This is a genomic window from Variovorax sp. LjRoot175 (assembly GCF_964253805.1).
Taxonomy (GTDB): domain Bacteria; phylum Pseudomonadota; class Gammaproteobacteria; order Burkholderiales; family Burkholderiaceae_C; genus Variovorax.
This window is the reverse complement of record NZ_CAXURY020000002.1, coordinates 905,507-918,816: the sequence shown is the minus strand read 5'-3', so window position 1 is coordinate 918,816 and position 13,310 is coordinate 905,507. Positions and strand designations below refer to the sequence as shown.

13 protein-coding genes and 4 pseudogenes are annotated in these 13,310 nt (G+C 64.1%); 2 read left to right on the top strand and 15 right to left on the bottom strand.

Annotated features, from left to right (window positions below; all coding sequences use genetic code 11):
• Positions 1 to 35: 35 nt before the first annotated feature.
• The 4 genes from ACSQ89_RS34605 to ACSQ89_RS34590 all read right to left on the bottom strand — a co-directional run bounded on the left by ACSQ89_RS34605 (position 36) and on the right by ACSQ89_RS34590 (position 2,177).
• The gene (locus tag ACSQ89_RS34605) at positions 36 to 482 is read right to left on the bottom strand and encodes a nucleotidyl transferase AbiEii/AbiGii toxin family protein (RefSeq protein WP_436294867.1); all 447 of its coding nucleotides are present in this window, start codon (positions 480 to 482) and stop codon (positions 36 to 38) included.
• A complete protein-coding gene (locus ACSQ89_RS34600; RefSeq protein WP_436294866.1) occupies positions 479 to 1,216 on the bottom strand; it encodes a type IV toxin-antitoxin system AbiEi family antitoxin domain-containing protein in 738 nt (245 codons plus the stop codon). Before ACSQ89_RS34600 ends, ACSQ89_RS34605 begins: the two co-directional genes overlap by 4 nt.
• A gap of 93 nt (positions 1,217 to 1,309) precedes the next feature.
• A complete protein-coding gene (locus ACSQ89_RS34595) occupies positions 1,310 to 1,825 on the bottom strand; it encodes a tyrosine-type recombinase/integrase (protein WP_436294865.1) in 516 nt (171 codons plus the stop codon).
• Between the two features lie 82 nt (positions 1,826 to 1,907).
• Positions 1,908 to 2,177, bottom strand: a complete 270-nt coding sequence (locus tag ACSQ89_RS34590) for a hypothetical protein (RefSeq protein ID WP_436294951.1) — start codon at positions 2,175 to 2,177, stop codon at positions 1,908 to 1,910.
• A 429-nt stretch (positions 2,178 to 2,606) separates the two neighbouring features.
• Between ACSQ89_RS34590 and ACSQ89_RS34585 the strand changes: the two genes are divergently transcribed.
• Positions 2,607 to 3,488 carry a DUF6454 family protein gene (locus ACSQ89_RS34585; RefSeq protein WP_436294864.1) on the top strand — a complete coding sequence of 294 codons (882 nt, stop codon included), beginning with the start codon at positions 2,607 to 2,609 and terminating at the stop codon, positions 3,486 to 3,488.
• 83 nt (positions 3,489 to 3,571) lie between these two features.
• Here the strand turns inward: ACSQ89_RS34585 and ACSQ89_RS34580 are convergent.
• The 5 genes and pseudogenes from ACSQ89_RS34580 to ACSQ89_RS34560 form a co-directional block, all read right to left on the bottom strand.
• Positions 3,572 to 3,775 (bottom strand): annotated as a pseudogene (locus tag ACSQ89_RS34580) (integrase); the annotation flags it as partial.
• A 475-nt stretch (positions 3,776 to 4,250) separates the two neighbouring features.
• Positions 4,251 to 4,634 carry a type II toxin-antitoxin system VapC family toxin gene (locus ACSQ89_RS34575; RefSeq protein WP_093110423.1) on the bottom strand — a complete coding sequence of 128 codons (384 nt, stop codon included), beginning with the start codon at positions 4,632 to 4,634 and terminating at the stop codon, positions 4,251 to 4,253.
• Positions 4,634 to 4,846, bottom strand: a complete 213-nt coding sequence (locus ACSQ89_RS34570) for a type II toxin-antitoxin system VapB family antitoxin (protein WP_093110422.1) — start codon at positions 4,844 to 4,846, stop codon at positions 4,634 to 4,636. Before ACSQ89_RS34570 ends, ACSQ89_RS34575 begins: the two co-directional genes overlap by 1 nt.
• 94 nt (positions 4,847 to 4,940) lie before the next feature.
• Positions 4,941 to 5,585, bottom strand: a pseudogene (locus ACSQ89_RS34565) (site-specific integrase); the annotation flags it as partial.
• A gap of 19 nt (positions 5,586 to 5,604) precedes the next feature.
• Positions 5,605 to 5,739 (bottom strand): hypothetical protein, encoded by a 135-nt coding sequence (locus ACSQ89_RS34560; protein WP_436294863.1) that lies wholly within the window; start codon positions 5,737 to 5,739, stop codon positions 5,605 to 5,607.
• 319 nt (positions 5,740 to 6,058) lie between these two features.
• On the opposite strand from ACSQ89_RS34560, the gene ACSQ89_RS34555 reads away from it, so the two are divergent.
• Complete coding sequence (locus ACSQ89_RS34555) at positions 6,059 to 6,370, top strand: HigA family addiction module antitoxin (protein ID WP_093110419.1); 312 nt, start codon at positions 6,059 to 6,061, stop codon at positions 6,368 to 6,370.
• A 435-nt stretch (positions 6,371 to 6,805) separates the two neighbouring features.
• On the opposite strand, the pseudogene ACSQ89_RS34550 reads toward ACSQ89_RS34555, so the two are convergent.
• From ACSQ89_RS34550 to ACSQ89_RS34525, 6 genes and pseudogenes are all read right to left on the bottom strand, one after another.
• Positions 6,806 to 7,105 (bottom strand): annotated as a pseudogene (locus tag ACSQ89_RS34550) (c-type cytochrome); the annotation flags it as partial.
• Positions 7,105 to 8,310, bottom strand: a complete 1,206-nt coding sequence (locus ACSQ89_RS34545; RefSeq protein ID WP_436294862.1) for a sulfite oxidase — start codon at positions 8,308 to 8,310, stop codon at positions 7,105 to 7,107. The gene ACSQ89_RS34545 and the pseudogene ACSQ89_RS34550, both read right to left, overlap by 1 nt.
• Before the next feature lie 128 nt (positions 8,311 to 8,438).
• Positions 8,439 to 9,275, bottom strand: a pseudogene (locus ACSQ89_RS34540) (site-specific integrase); the annotation flags it as partial.
• 282 nt (positions 9,276 to 9,557) lie between these two features.
• Positions 9,558 to 9,878, bottom strand: a complete 321-nt coding sequence (locus tag ACSQ89_RS34535; RefSeq protein ID WP_436294861.1) for a high-potential iron-sulfur protein — start codon at positions 9,876 to 9,878, stop codon at positions 9,558 to 9,560.
• A 243-nt stretch (positions 9,879 to 10,121) separates the two neighbouring features.
• Positions 10,122 to 10,817 carry a fused MFS/spermidine synthase gene (locus ACSQ89_RS34530; protein ID WP_436296919.1) on the bottom strand — a complete coding sequence of 232 codons (696 nt, stop codon included), beginning with the start codon at positions 10,815 to 10,817 and terminating at the stop codon, positions 10,122 to 10,124.
• A gap of 137 nt (positions 10,818 to 10,954) precedes the next feature.
• Positions 10,955 to 13,240, bottom strand: a complete 2,286-nt coding sequence (locus ACSQ89_RS34525; protein WP_436296918.1) for an NADP-dependent malic enzyme — start codon at positions 13,238 to 13,240, stop codon at positions 10,955 to 10,957.
• Between the last annotated feature and the right edge of the window lie 70 nt (positions 13,241 to 13,310).

Below are 13,310 nucleotides of genomic sequence, written 5' to 3'. Positions count from 1 at the left end.
CACTTTTTCCCAGTTGGGAAGCACCTTCAGTGGACCTATGAGGGGCAGGGCGGCAGCCGCGATGAAGAGCTGAACCTATTCGCCAACGATGCCTGGTTTGCGTACTGGAACAATCGGGGCGAGATAAACGTCACTATCACGCGCGTCGCGTAGGGGACGCGAGGAAAGAACACTTTGATGGCCGCGGTCGCGATGGTCCACGGGTGGGCTCGCTGGGGCGCCCGCCTCATCCGCGACTGGAATCCCTTCGACTTGAGCTGGTCGGCTGCTCGTCCGAGCGACGCTTTGATCTGCTCGAGCGCCGCGGCGCGAGACAAGGTGTGGTCGGGCAAGACCAGGTCGAGATCGACAGACAGGCGGGGCATGTCGCGAACGAACAGATTGATGGCCGTGCCGCCCTTGAGAGCGAACGTGTCGTCGGTAAAGACTAAGGGGGCGACCTGGGTCAGCAGGCGCGCGGTCCTGAGGTAGATGTCGTTCATTTCTTGAGGACCAGCAGTCCTTCGTTGGTTTGAGAGACCCAGCGTCGAGCGCCACCGGCCGGCAGGCGTGCCGGATCCAGCTTTTTCGCCCAGGGCAGGGATAGGTCACGCCCGAGTTGTAGGGACAGGCGGACCGTCTTGACGCTCGTGCACTCCTGGAGCAGCTCGCCAAGAACAGATGCGCGAAGGCTGTAGGTGCTTTCGGCAAGCTCGCGCGCTTCGGACAGCGGCTGCCGCACGCCCACTTCGCTCAACAGCTCCAGGAACGCGCGCTCAGGGGCGGAGACATTCGGCCCGTGCGCACGGCCTTCGAAGGGGCCAACATGCTTCATGCCGAATGCGTCGCTGCTGAAGAGCTGCTTGCGGTGGTATTCAGCCGGGAAGGGGTCCGTGAACCATTCCGGCAGCTTGGCCGACTTCAGACCGTACAGGTGTAGTTTGGGCTCCTGAGAGACATAGTGACGCACGCCATGCCAATCCAACGCAGTCTTGCCGCCAACGTGGAGACCAGGTATCTGTCGCTGGAGCAGCCAAAGACTGGGGTCTCGCTGCAGCGAGGCATCGGGGCGGGCGTACACACCGCGTGCGAGTCGCTTGAGCCATCCCGCGCGAACGTAGTGGACTGCTAGGTCGGCGGAGATGCCTTCGAGGGCGAGGTCGTCACTGGTGACGGGCGTGCCGCTGGGAACCTGCGTCAGCAGGTTGTTTAGTTTTGACCTGGTTATCGTAGTCACGCTACGATTATTCCGATATTCATAAGCACGCGCAATGTTTTGTTTTGTGGTGGCTGTCGTAGCAAGACTACGATAAGTCGTGCAATTTCAAACTTACCGTCCGTTCGTAGGTCCGCGCCCACAGCAATATCTAGCCGCCGGTTGGCAGAAAAACCTAGCGTTCAAATTGGCAGAGTCAATGCGCGCGCACACCTCACTGGTTGCGTCGTCGTCGAGCATGCGGCTGGCTTTGCGGTCGAGCGGATCTTCGGCGCGGCAGTAGCCCATGAAGGTCTCGTAGTGGCGATGGCCGGTCATGGCCATGGCGTCTGCCGGGTCCATCTTGCGCCGGCCCGCCTCCGTCACGAAGCCCGATCGCAGCGAGTGTGCCGAGAAGTCGCCGGGGAGGCCGGCCTGGATGCATCGGCGCTTCACGATCTTGCGCACAGCGGTCGGATCGAGCGCCTCATCAAGAACCTTTCCGCCCTTGAGGATGCGCCGGAAGATCGGGCCTTCGGTGATCCCGCTCGCCTCGAGCCAGGCGTCCATCGCCACGGCGGCCTTTCCGGAGACAGGCTTGGCGTCGTCGGGGTTCTCCTTGTCGTCCTGGTTCGTCTTGGAGTGGCCCATAGAGGTAACCGCGCGAGTCGACTTTGCGGAGCCTCTCCATCGTCGCATCAGCGACTTCAGAGCGCCGGCGGCCGCCGCTGGCCTAGGCGAAGAGGAGGAGGGCGCGATCGCGCTTGCCGCGGGGGGAATCGTCACAGGTGGCCAGGATCGCCTCCATCGGCGCCTTCGTGAGCGCCGCCTGCTTGTGGGGCTTCACGCTGCGCTTGGCATTGCCGCTGCGCACGTTCTTGATCAGCTCGCGAACCTGCGCGTGATTGCACGGGTTGTCGCCCTTGGAAGATCCAACTATTTCTTCATGGGTTCGGACGCCGGAGGCGAGCGCGCCGCGGCGATCTACAGTCTGGGTGGCCAAGCTGAACGGGCTCGATCCGCAGGACTCGCGATGCCTGCACCCATCGCGCGAGTCATCCCGGCCTTGGCATGCTGCCGAAGGTGCTTCGTTCTCGCATGCTTCTGTGCCTCGTCGCACCGCCGGTGGTGCCCCTGGCAAGGGGCGTCACACCCGAGTCACGTTCGGTCAACAGACTCGCATGGTCGGGCGCGTCGAACCACCGAAGCTGGCGCCGGTGCTCCAGCCGATGGGCTCGGCGCCCTTCCGCAAATTCACGAGACAAGGGTCAACTTGAAGAAGCTGCCAATGTGGATTGTCCTGGCCAGCCTGATCGGCGGCCTTTCGTCTGCCGCCTCGGCGCAGGACGGTGACCGGTCCGGGCATGCGGCAAACGCCCCCGCGGCTAAGCCCGGCGCGCGGGACAATGAGACGACGCAACTGTTTCGCCTGATGGGCAAAAACACGATCTGGAAACAGGTCGCCTCCGTGCCGATGAATTGGCAGACCTTCCACACGCAGGGCATGGTCAAGATCGATCGGACCTTGTACGTCACGGCGGTCGAGATACTCCAGCCCACGCAGCGCAATACCGCCGTCACCACCGACGCGCTCTACGACTTCTCGATCGACCGCAGTGCCGGCACGGGCCGAGGCTGGCTCTTCCAGTTCACGCTCGAGGGTCAACTGATCGCGAAGACTGAGCTGACCTACGGGCTGCGCTATCACCCTGGTGGCATCGACTACGACGGCACGAACCTGTGGGTTCCGGTTGCCGAGTATCGACCCAACAGCAGTGCGACCGTCTACCGCGTCGATCCCAGAACCTTGGCGGCCGAGCGCGTGTTCGGCGAGAACGATCACATCGGCGGCCTCGTGTTCAACCGCGCCAAGGGCACGCTGCACGGCGTGAGCTGGGGCTCTCGGCGCCTCTACACCTGGGACCTGGGCAACAAGAATCAACAAGGCAAGGCCGGTGCCTCGACCTGGGTGCCCAATCCGCAGTTCTCCATCGACTACCAGGACTGCCACTACCAGGGCGTGCAATACATGCTCTGCGGCGGCGTCGGCGGCTATTCGAGCCCGCTGGGCAATATCGCATTCGGTGGACTCGAGCTTCTGGACCTGCGCAGCAACCGCCTGGAGCACCAGATTCCGGTCAACCTGTTCATCGATGAAGGCAGTGGCATGAAGGCCACACTGGCGCTGACCCACAACGCGTTCTGGCTCGAGCCGAACGCCGATGGCAAGTCGATGCGCGGTTACTTCATGGCCGAGTCCGACAATCAGGCCGAACTGCTGATCTACGACGCGATTCCTTGGGTGAACCGCTGATCCGCCGTCGTGGCGTCCAAGCGGTCCACGGCACCGCAGGCACTTCCTCTCGCCGGCGACCCCGGCGCAGGTCTCGTCGCTGCGCCCTCCACCCCTGCCATCGCGCATCGCTCCTTCACGATGTCGCGCACCGCCGCTGGCGCGAGTGGCTCCCCTAGATGACCCCCCTTGCGGATGCGGCGGAAGAGGGCGCCTTCCTTGATGCCGCTCGCGGCGAGCCACTCCTGCATGGCTTGCGCCGCGCTGCCCACCAGGGGTTTCACGTCCTCGGGGCGTTCGGTGCCGGCCTAGTTTTCAAGTTGGCGCGGCACCCGGGCGCGGACGGACGATGAGGGATATCACGAGCACAAAGGCCATCACAAGCATGAGCGACTCGACGCCGAGGGCATTGCCGATGCGATGGGCGAGCACGGTCCGCGCGTCCCCATGACCGAGCCGGCGGCAACGAAGACGAGCACCAGAATGGTGAGCCCCAGCGAGCCTCCCAGCTGATGCGCCGCATTGACGACGCCCGATGCCGCCCCCGCGTCTTCGCGCGCCACGCCCGCCACGCCCGCCACGCCCGCGATCGTGAGTCCGGCCCGAGCTCGTCGACCAGCGTGACAACGCGTCGGTGACGGAGGGGTAGATCTGGCCGCCCGCGCTGCGCCGCCCGTCGAGCACTATGACACTGGCGGCGCATTTCGAGACGAAGGCAGTCCTGGGCTTCGAACCCGTGGCCGCCAGTCGTACCTAGTCGAAACTACGGCGGATCGCGCGAGCTCAGTGCAGTGCTGGCCGATGCATGACGCCCAAGCGCACAGCAAGGGCGCCAAGTTTTTTGTCGAGCGTCCAGAGTTCGGCGGGCCGCATGAGCATCGTGGATGCGAGCAGTGAGAGATCCACCAGACCGCAACCGAGCCCGTAGAGGCGTTCCCGTTCGATGAAGTCCCTGACCTCGGTGAGAGTCGCCTGCTGAACCTTCTGCAAAAGGTCCAGATCGCCCAGTGTTCGCCGTCGCGGTTCCGGCGGCGTCCCGCATGCCAGCTCGGCAACGATCATCGGATGTGTCAGAACGAGATCCGCCTGCAACAGCGCCATCAGGGCGTTGTTCCGGTGTCGGAAGTGACTGACCCACACGGAGGTGTCGACAAGAACGGGCCCCATCAGGAGTGCGTTGCTGGGCGCCGAGGGCGCCGGCGAGGAACACTTCGCATGCTAGGCGCAGACGAACCCAGCGCGGCGAGGCGCTTAGCAGCCCGGACGCGAACAAAGGTTTCTATGGCCTCGCGAAACAGTTCGGCTTTATCCATCCCGGGATCTGCCACATCCAGGGCTTTTGCGTACAGCGCATCGTCGATTGTCACAGTCGTTCGCATGTCAGCCGCCTGAAATGATGCAATTGTGCATCAATCTGGATGCGAGTGGGTAGGCTACCGGAGCTTCTCGGCTACAGAATGCGGTAGAACGTCTTCACGGTTCATCCAGCATCCGGCTGACCTTGCTGCCCAGCGCGCTTTCGGCGCGGAAGTAGCCCATCACGGACGCGACGCTGTGATGCCCGGTCATGGCCATCGTCTCGGGCAGCGACATGTTCTGTCGGCCGGCTTCCGTCATGAACCCGGCCCTGAGCGAATGCGCAGAAAACTTCCCCTCCACCCCTGCCATCGCGCATCGCTCCTTCACGATGTCGCGCACCGCCGCTGGCGCGAGCGGCTCGCCTAAATGCCCCCCTTGCGGATGCGGCGGAAGAGGACGCCTTCCTTGATGCCGCTCGCGGCGAGCCACTCCTGCATGGCCTGCGCTGCGCTGCCCACCAGGGGTTTCACGTCCTCGGGGCGTTCGGTGCCGGCCTGGTTGGTCTTGGAGTGCGCGAGGGTGTAGAGATAGGAGCGGGCGCCATCCCCGCCAACGCGCTGAAGGCTCTCGAGTGTGGCCGAGGCGACCTCGGAGCGCCGTCGCCCGCCGGTGGCCCATGCGAACAGGAGGAGGGCGCGATCGCGTTTTCCGCGCAAGGTGTCGTCGCAGGTCGCCAGCACCGCCTGCAGCGGATCCCTGGTGAGCGCGCGCTGCTTGCGCGGCCGCGCCGCGCTTGGCGTAGGCGCGGCGCGTCTGGGCACGTCCGGCGGCAGCTCGCTCACCAGGCCGGCCTGGGAAGCCGCATCCGCCTTGCGCGCGGCGTGGTCGACTGGCGCACCGCTTCCACCGTCACATTCAGAATCTTGGCGATGTCGGGAACGCCGAGCGCGCCCCGAGTCTTGAGTGTGAACATGACACCGATGGCTGCAAACCTCTTGTTCTTCCCTTTGCGGAAGAGTTCCGTGAGAGTGGCAACCCGCAAGCTGACGCAGCTTGACGCGGCTGTCACGAACGACGACGGGCTCGCCGCCGGGCAATGACCTGAAGTTCTACGATGGCTTCTGGCACATCAGGATCAATGACCAGTGGCGGCTAGCTTGGCAGTGGATCGGCGACGGGCCCGAGAACGTGAAGATTTACGACCCACACTAGCGCAGGCCGGGCGGCGCCAAACGCCCAGCGACTTATCTTCGCAAGATGCGAATCGCCCTTTGGGCAGAAGGGCAAGAGCCATGTTTAAGAACGGAATGCGCCCGGTTCACCCCGGCGAGACGCTCCGGGAGGACTTTCTGGAGCCCCTCAAGATGAGCGCCAGCGCGCTCGCAAAGGAACTGCACGTCGCCGCGCCGACCGTGAACGACATCGTGCGCGAAAAGCGCGGCGTTTCCCCTCTGATGGCCCTGCGCCTGTCCCGCTACTTCGGCGGCTCGGCGCAATGGTGGCTCAACATGCAGAGCGTCTACGACCTCAAGATGGCCGAGAAGGAGGCCGCGAAGCAGATCGAGAAAGAGGTGCGTCCGCGCGAGCATGCAATCTCCGCCTGAGCTCTCTGTACACAGAGCGCTTTTCTCCCTTGGCGTCCACAAAGTCGACCAATCCGCTTCCGCTGTGCCCTCGATCCGTGTCAAGTCGCAAGCGAACAGATCTAACCTGCGCCCGCTTGCCCATCACACGCGTGGTCGCTTGCTCTCCTTCAAAGCGTCAACGCGGCTTTTTTTGAGGTTGTCGTCAGTGCGCGGCTTGCCGTGCTTCGGGCCAATAGCTAAGGATGGTCTGCAGAACTTGATCCCACCCAAGGCGGGCCGTTCAACTGAAGTGTCGAAGATGGCCGCCTGCTTCTTCTTAGCGGTGCATGGATATGGCAGGGAGGGCAATGCGGCGCATCCGCGTTGCCCTGGATTTCGACAATGACTCCCGATGTCATCGGTCATCTTCTGATGCGGTCGCCGATGCTCGCCCGCCGTCGGGGCCGATGACCTGGTCGCTTCTTCGACGTAACGGGCCAGTGCCTGAACCTGCGCTTCCGTGAGCTGGGGAAAAGCAGGCATCTGGCCGATGCCGTTGCGTACGGCTTTTGCAACCCTCGGTGCGTCGGGCTTCAGCTCATCCAGCGAAGGCCCCACCGCGCCAGTCGCACCGGCGTCCTTCAGGGTGTGACAGAGGGCGCATGCCGGCACGACCGAGATGAACAGTTGGCGACCTTCCTCGTCCGCATGGGCTGCCAGCGCGACACCTGCCAAATACGCGCTGAGCGTCAAGTGCCACAGTGCGGGTCGCATCACACGACGGTGATGGGCAAGGCATGTACGCGCCACCCACTGTTCAAATATCCGCCGCCGTTCGACGGCGTGGCTTCGACCTGCCAGTTGAACTGGACGTCTTGAGCACGCGACGCGAGCAGATACTGCCCCGGCTGGAGACGCACCGGCAGAACGAACTGCCTCCACGCAAATGGGCCCAGGTCGGGGCCCACCAGGCGCGCCTCCCGCCAGGTTTGCCCGCCATCCAGTGAAACATCCACCCGCCGCAACGCGCGAGTCGCGCCCATGGCCACACCATGGATCTGGACCCATCCGGCCCTGACGGGCCCCGTCTCGGGCCCCGGCCCATTGATCCAGGACTTGACGTCCATCTCCCAGACCGAAGGATGGCTGGGATCTCCCTTCGCGCCAGGTGGAGAGATGCGGTAACCGGTCTTCTGGATCGCCGCCTCGGTCTGCGCCTGAGTGAATGCGAGCCGCTTGATGTACTTGATGTTGTTCACGCCGCTGTAGCCGGGCACAACCAGGCGCAACGGTCCACCGTGGGCGTGTGGAACCGGCTCGCCGTTCATCTCCCAGGCCAGCAGCGCGTCTTCGAAGGCGCGCAGCGGCACGGAACGCTCGACGATGATGGAATTCGGATCCAGGCCCGCAGGCAGCATCTCGCCACCTGTGCCGGTCATGAACTGCGCTCCTTCCGCAATACCGCCCAGCGCGGCCACCACGTCTCGCACCGGCACCCCGCTCCAGATCACGCAGCCGGCGGCTCCAATGGTCCACTTCGTGCCGCTCGGCTTGTCGGCAAAGTAGCCGCGTCCGTTACCGGAGCATTGCAGCACCGCGGCCACGGTCTCCAACCCCACGATCTTCAGTTCCGCAACCGTCAGCGTGCGCGGCTGCCTGACTCCTTCAACCGATACCGACCAGACGTCGCGATTGGCGACGATGGAGACGTCCGGCGCCGGCAAGTTGTTCCGGATGTACAGCCGGTCCGCCGGAGTGATGATGCTCGTGCCGTAGGCGGATCGCTTCGTCTCGATCGTCGTAGCGGTATGTACGATCAGGTGGTCGGCATTCTTCCAGGCGACGTACGGCGGCAGGCTGGCGCGCGCAGATGCCGGACCAGACTGCGCTTGCGCCAGCCTTGGGAAGCCAGCTGCAGCCAAAGCGCTCGCGGTCCCGGCAAGCAAGCTGCGACGGGCGAGATCTGGATGGGACTTCATGGTCGGGCCCCTGTCGTCAAGGATGTTCAAACATAGTGCCCAGACAAGAAGCTCACATCCGGGTAGTTACTGACAGGACATCTTCGGGGCTCTGCACCGACGGAACGATTACCCCAGCTTGCAGGCATTCAATCTTCGTCAAGCATCCGGCTGACCCTGCTGCCCAGTGCGCTCTCGGCCCGGAAGTAACCCCATGACGGTCGCGACGCTCCGATGGCCCGTCATCGCCATCGTCTCGGGCAGCGGCATGTTCTGTCGGCCGGCTTCCGTCACGAAGCCCGCTCTTAGCGAGTGCGCGCTAAAACCCGCGTCCAGCTCCGCCATCGCACACCGCTCCTTGAAGATGTCGCGCACCGCCGCTGGCGCCAGCGCTTCGCCGAGGTGGCCGCCCTTGCGGATGCGGCGGAAGAGGGCGCCATCCTTGATCCCTCTTTCCGTCAGCACGGCGAGCCAGTCCTGCATGGCCGCCGCCGCGCTGCCGACCAGCGGCTTGACGTCCTCGGGTCGGTCCGCACCGGCCTGGTTGGTCTTGGCGCGAGCGTATAGAGGTAGGACTTCGCGCTCTCTCCACCAACGCGCCGCAGGTTCTCGAGCGTGGCTGCGGCGACCTCCGAGCGCCGCCGCCCGCCGGTCGCCCAGGCAAACAGGAGGAGGGCGCGATCGCGTTTTCCGCGCAGGGTGTCGTCGCAGGTCGCGAGCACGGCCTGCAGCGGATCCCTGGTGAGCGCGCGCTGCTTGTGCGGCCGCGCGCCGCGCTTGGCATAGGCGCGGCGCGTCTGGCCGAGCAGCTCGCGCACCAGCGGGTCCGCGCAAGGGTTCGGCTCCTTGGCCAGCTGATGCGCCTTGGACAGCACGGCGATGCGGTGCACCAGTGTGTTGAGCGCGGGCGCGCCGAGCCGCGTCTTGTAGCCGTTGGCAACGAGCGCCCGATCGACGTCGGGCGGCAGTTCGCTGACCAAGCCGGCTTCGCCATTCGTGTCCTTTGCGTCCGCTTTGCGATTGGTCGACGCGCGAGGAAGCCGCAGCACGAGCACCGCCCCGATCACGCCGACCGCCGCAATCATAAGCACCGCCGGGACCGTAGAACCTGTCGCGTCCTTGACGAGACCCACGACGTAAGGACTAAGGAAGCCGCCGAGACCGCCAACGGAATTGATCAGGCCGATCGCCGCCGCCATGCCCACCCCGGTGAAGAACAGGCTCGGCAGCGTCCAGAACATCAACGTCGTCGCGTAGGCGCCCAGCGGTCAACCCGCCTTCTTGACCCATGCACTGCACCAACCGTTGGCTGCCACCAGCTTGCCCGGGAACAAGGGGCAGCCACCTGTCGCTTCTTTCGGCTTGCCCTGGAATAACTGGCAGTTCGCGCAGGTTTGCGAGACCACGTGCTTGGGGTATTTCTTGGGATCCACCTTGGTAGTGTCTTGCTTGTAGCCGAGCGCCGTTGCCTGGGGATCGCTTTCTTCCAGCTTGGGCCCCGTAGATTGGGCGTAGACGCCAGTGACCGCGAGTGCTGAACCTGTGGCGACGACTTGAAGCATGAAGCTCCGACGATTGCTGCTGTTCATGGAATGACTCCGGGTGATCGAAAAATGTTCGGGCAAAAGTTTGCGTGTAAGCGGTGCGAGGTGCCGGTGTCAGAATCAGAGGCGCGGCGCACTGCGCGTTGCGACTCTTGCATTCGACGCATGACGGCCGGGAGCCGTGCGCACCCGAGCTCGATGCTCAGCATCACAATGCCCCAGTCCGGCATCCGTCCGGCTTGTCAGGTGGGAGATGCGAAATGCGTCCGTTGCGGGCCTCCCGTGTCCTTAAGGCATCCCCTGGTTATGCCATCTGCCGAACTGCTTGATCATGGAAAAGCTGGGCGCCAGTTGCGCCCATGCTTCAGGCGCCAGCGTCGATGCGCAGCGTTGCAGGTTTGCAAGCAGCGGCGGCGTGGGCGTTTCCTTGAATGCGAAGGCAATGGTGTTGCCATGATCAAAGTCATTCACGGTGACGACACGTCCAGCAAAGCTTTCTTTGATCCGCTCAAGGTAGACCGGGAAGTGCTCATGATGGGAGTGGAGGTTTGCCACCAAAACCCCGTTGGGATCCAGCATGTCAAAGCAGTTGTCGTAGAAAGAGCGCGAGCAAAGACTCGCAGGCACCCCGTTGGCATCGAAGCCGTCGGCCACGATCACGTCGTAGCGATACTGGGCAGTACGAACATAGTCAGCAGCGTCCTCCTTGCGGATCTGAAACCGGTGATCGTCTCTGGGTACCTCAAACTCATCGCGAAGCGCGATGACATAGGGATTGATTTCGATCACCTGAATCCGTGAATCTGGCAGATACCGATAGCAGAACTTCGCCAGTGACCCGCCACCCAGACCCACCATGGCGATGTGGCGGGGATTGGGCGCAAACAGCAGGAAGCCCATCATGAGGCGCGTGTACGCCAGCATGAGGTTGTTGGGCCGGTCGATCTGCATCCGGCTTTGAACGTCGCAGATCGAGAAATGCATGGTCTTTGAGTTCAGCGATTTGTCAACAAGAGGTCGCGGGTGCTGGTTGTACTCGAGGCGGTCTGACATCAATGATTGAATGAGATGAAAAAAAGGGGCGAGCGGGGCGGCGAGGCGGGCGCACGAGCTTGGAAGGACTACTTGTCGCTTGGGATCTCGGCGACAGTCAGGGCAGTCATGTTGAAGATGCCGCGCACCGTTGCCGACGGCGTCAAAACATGGATGGGCCGTGCTGTGCCGAGCAAGATGGGACCGATGGTGATTCCGCCTCCCATGGCAGTTTTCATCAGGCTGTAGGAAATGTTGGCGGCGTCGATGTTCGGGAACACCAGCAGGTTGGCGTCGCCGGCGAGCGCGCTGTGCGGCATGACGGCGACGCGCTGCATGCCATCGAGCGCCACATCGCCTTGCATCTCGCCGTCGACTTGCAGCCAAGGCGCCTGGATCAGAAGGGCGTCGAGCGTCTGGCGCATCTTGATAGCGCTCGGCTGGTTGCTGCTGCCGAAGTTGGAGTGCGACAGCAGCGCCGCCTTCGGCTTGAGGCCGAAGCGCATCATTTCCTCGGCCGCCATGGTGGTGATCTCGGCGAGCTCCTCGGGCGTCGGGTCGTAGTTGACGTGCGTATCGACCAGGAACACCTGCCGGTCGGGCAGGAGCAGGCCATTCATGCAGGCATAGGTGGAGACGCCGGCGCGCTTGCCGATCACCTGGTCGATGTAATGCAGGTGGATGGCGGTGGTACCCCAGGTGCCGCAGATCATGCCGTCCACGTCGCCCTTGTGCAGCAGCATGGCGCCGATCAGCGTCAGGCGGCGGCGCATCTCGATCTTGGCGGTCTGCACCGTCGTGCCCTTGCGCTCGGTCATGCGGTGGTAGGTCTGCCAGAAGTCGCGGTAGCGATGGTCGTGCTCGACGTTGACGATGTCGTAGTCCAGCTCTTCCTTGAGACGCAGGCCGAACTTCTCGATGCGCTGGGCGATGATCGCGGGCCGGCCGATCAGCGTGGGACGGGCGATGCCTTCGTCCACCACGATCTGCGCCGCCCGCAGCACGCGCTCTTCCTCGCCCTCGCAGTAGGCGACGCGCTTCTTCGGCGCGCGCTTGGCGGCGTCGAAGATCGGCTTCATCGCGGGGCCCGAGGCGTAGACGAAGCTCTGCAGCTTGTCGCGGTAGGCGTCCAGGTCCGCAATGGGGCGCAGCGCGACGCCGCTCTCGGCCGCGGCCTTGGCCACGGCCGGCGCGATTTTCATCATGAGCCGCGGGTCGAAGGGCTTCGGAATCAGGTACTCGGGACCGAAGCTGAGCTTTTCGCCGACATAGGCGGCAGCCACGCGCTCGCTCTGCTCGGCCTGCGCGAGTTCGGCGATGGCATGCACCGCTGCGACTTCCATCTCGTCGGTGATGGTGGTCGCGCCGCAGTCGAGCGCGCCGCGGAAGATGTAGGGGAAGCACAGGACGTTGTTGACCTGATTCGGGTAGTCGGTGCGCCCGGTGGCCATGACCACGTCGCCGCGCACGGCATGCGCGTCCTCGGGCGAAATCTCGGGGTTGGGATTGGCCAGCGCGAAGATCACCGGCTTGGCCGCCATCTTCGCCACCATCGCGGGCTTGAGCACGCCGCCGGCCGAGAGGCCGAGGAACACGTCGGCGCCTTCGATCACCTCGGCCAGCGAGCGCGCCGAGGTCTTTTGCATGTACTGGCGCTTGTCGTCGTCCATCAGCTCGGTGCGGCCTTCGTAGACCACGCCGGCGAGATCGGTCACGAACACGTGCTCGCGCTTCAGGCCGACCTTCAGCAGCAGGTTCAGGCAGGCCAGCGCCGCGGCGCCGGCGCCCGAGGTGACGAGCTTGACCTGCGAGATGTCCTTGCCCACCACCTTCAGGCCGTTGAGCATGGCGGCCGCCACCGTGATCGCCGTGCCGTGCTGGTCGTCGTGGAAGACCGGGATCTTCATGCGCTTGCGCAGCTCGCGCTCGACGTAGAAGCAGTCCGGTGCCTTGATGTCTTCGAGGTTGATGGCGCCGAAGGTCGGCTCCAGCGCGGCGATGACCTCCACCAGCTTGGCCGGGTCCTTCTCGTCGATCTCGATGTCGAACACGTCGACGCCGGCGAACTTCTTGAACAGGACGCCCTTGCCTTCCATCACCGGCTTGGCGGCCAGCGGCCCGATGTCGCCGAGGCCCAGCACGGCGGTGCCGTTGGTGATGACCGCAACGAGGTTGCCGCGCGCGGTGTACTTGAAGGCGTTGACCGGGTCCTTGACGATTTCCTCGCAAGGTGCCGCCACGCCGGGCGAGTAGGCCAGCGCCAGGTCGCGCTGGTTGAGCATCTGCTTGGTCGCCGCGATCGCGATCTTGCCCGGGACCGGATGCCCGTGATATTCAAGCGCGGCAAGGCGAAACGGATCAGCGGGGTTGGTCATAAGGATCCTGTTCTGGCGCTTCCTACGGAGCAGAGATGCGCTTCCCGATCAACTGAACGCGTTGGTCCTC

Coding starts and splice junctions, on each gene's coding strand:
- ACSQ89_RS34605 (WP_436294867.1), bottom strand. CDS start 482: ATGAACGACATCTACCTCAGGACCGCGCGCCTGCTGACCCAGGTCGCC.
- ACSQ89_RS34595 (WP_436294865.1), bottom strand. CDS start 1,825: ATGGGCCACTCCAAGACGAACCAGGACGACAAGGAGAACCCCGACGAC.
- ACSQ89_RS34585 (WP_436294864.1), top strand. CDS start 2,607: ATGGGCAAAAACACGATCTGGAAACAGGTCGCCTCCGTGCCGATGAAT.
- ACSQ89_RS34575 (WP_093110423.1), bottom strand. CDS start 4,634: ATGGGGCCCGTTCTTGTCGACACCTCCGTGTGGGTCAGTCACTTCCGA.
- ACSQ89_RS34570 (WP_093110422.1), bottom strand. CDS start 4,846: ATGCGAACGACTGTGACAATCGACGATGCGCTGTACGCAAAAGCCCTG.
- ACSQ89_RS34560 (WP_436294863.1), bottom strand. CDS start 5,739: ATGTTCACACTCAAGACTCGGGGCGCGCTCGGCGTTCCCGACATCGCC.
- ACSQ89_RS34555 (WP_093110419.1), top strand. CDS start 6,059: ATGTTTAAGAACGGAATGCGCCCGGTTCACCCCGGCGAGACGCTCCGG.
- ACSQ89_RS34545 (WP_436294862.1), bottom strand. CDS start 8,310: ATGAAGTCCCATCCAGATCTCGCCCGTCGCAGCTTGCTTGCCGGGACC.
- ACSQ89_RS34535 (WP_436294861.1), bottom strand. CDS start 9,878: ATGAACAGCAGCAATCGTCGGAGCTTCATGCTTCAAGTCGTCGCCACA.
- ACSQ89_RS34530 (WP_436296919.1), bottom strand. CDS start 10,817: ATGCATTTCTCGATCTGCGACGTTCAAAGCCGGATGCAGATCGACCGG.
- ACSQ89_RS34525 (WP_436296918.1), bottom strand. CDS start 13,240: ATGACCAACCCCGCTGATCCGTTTCGCCTTGCCGCGCTTGAATATCAC.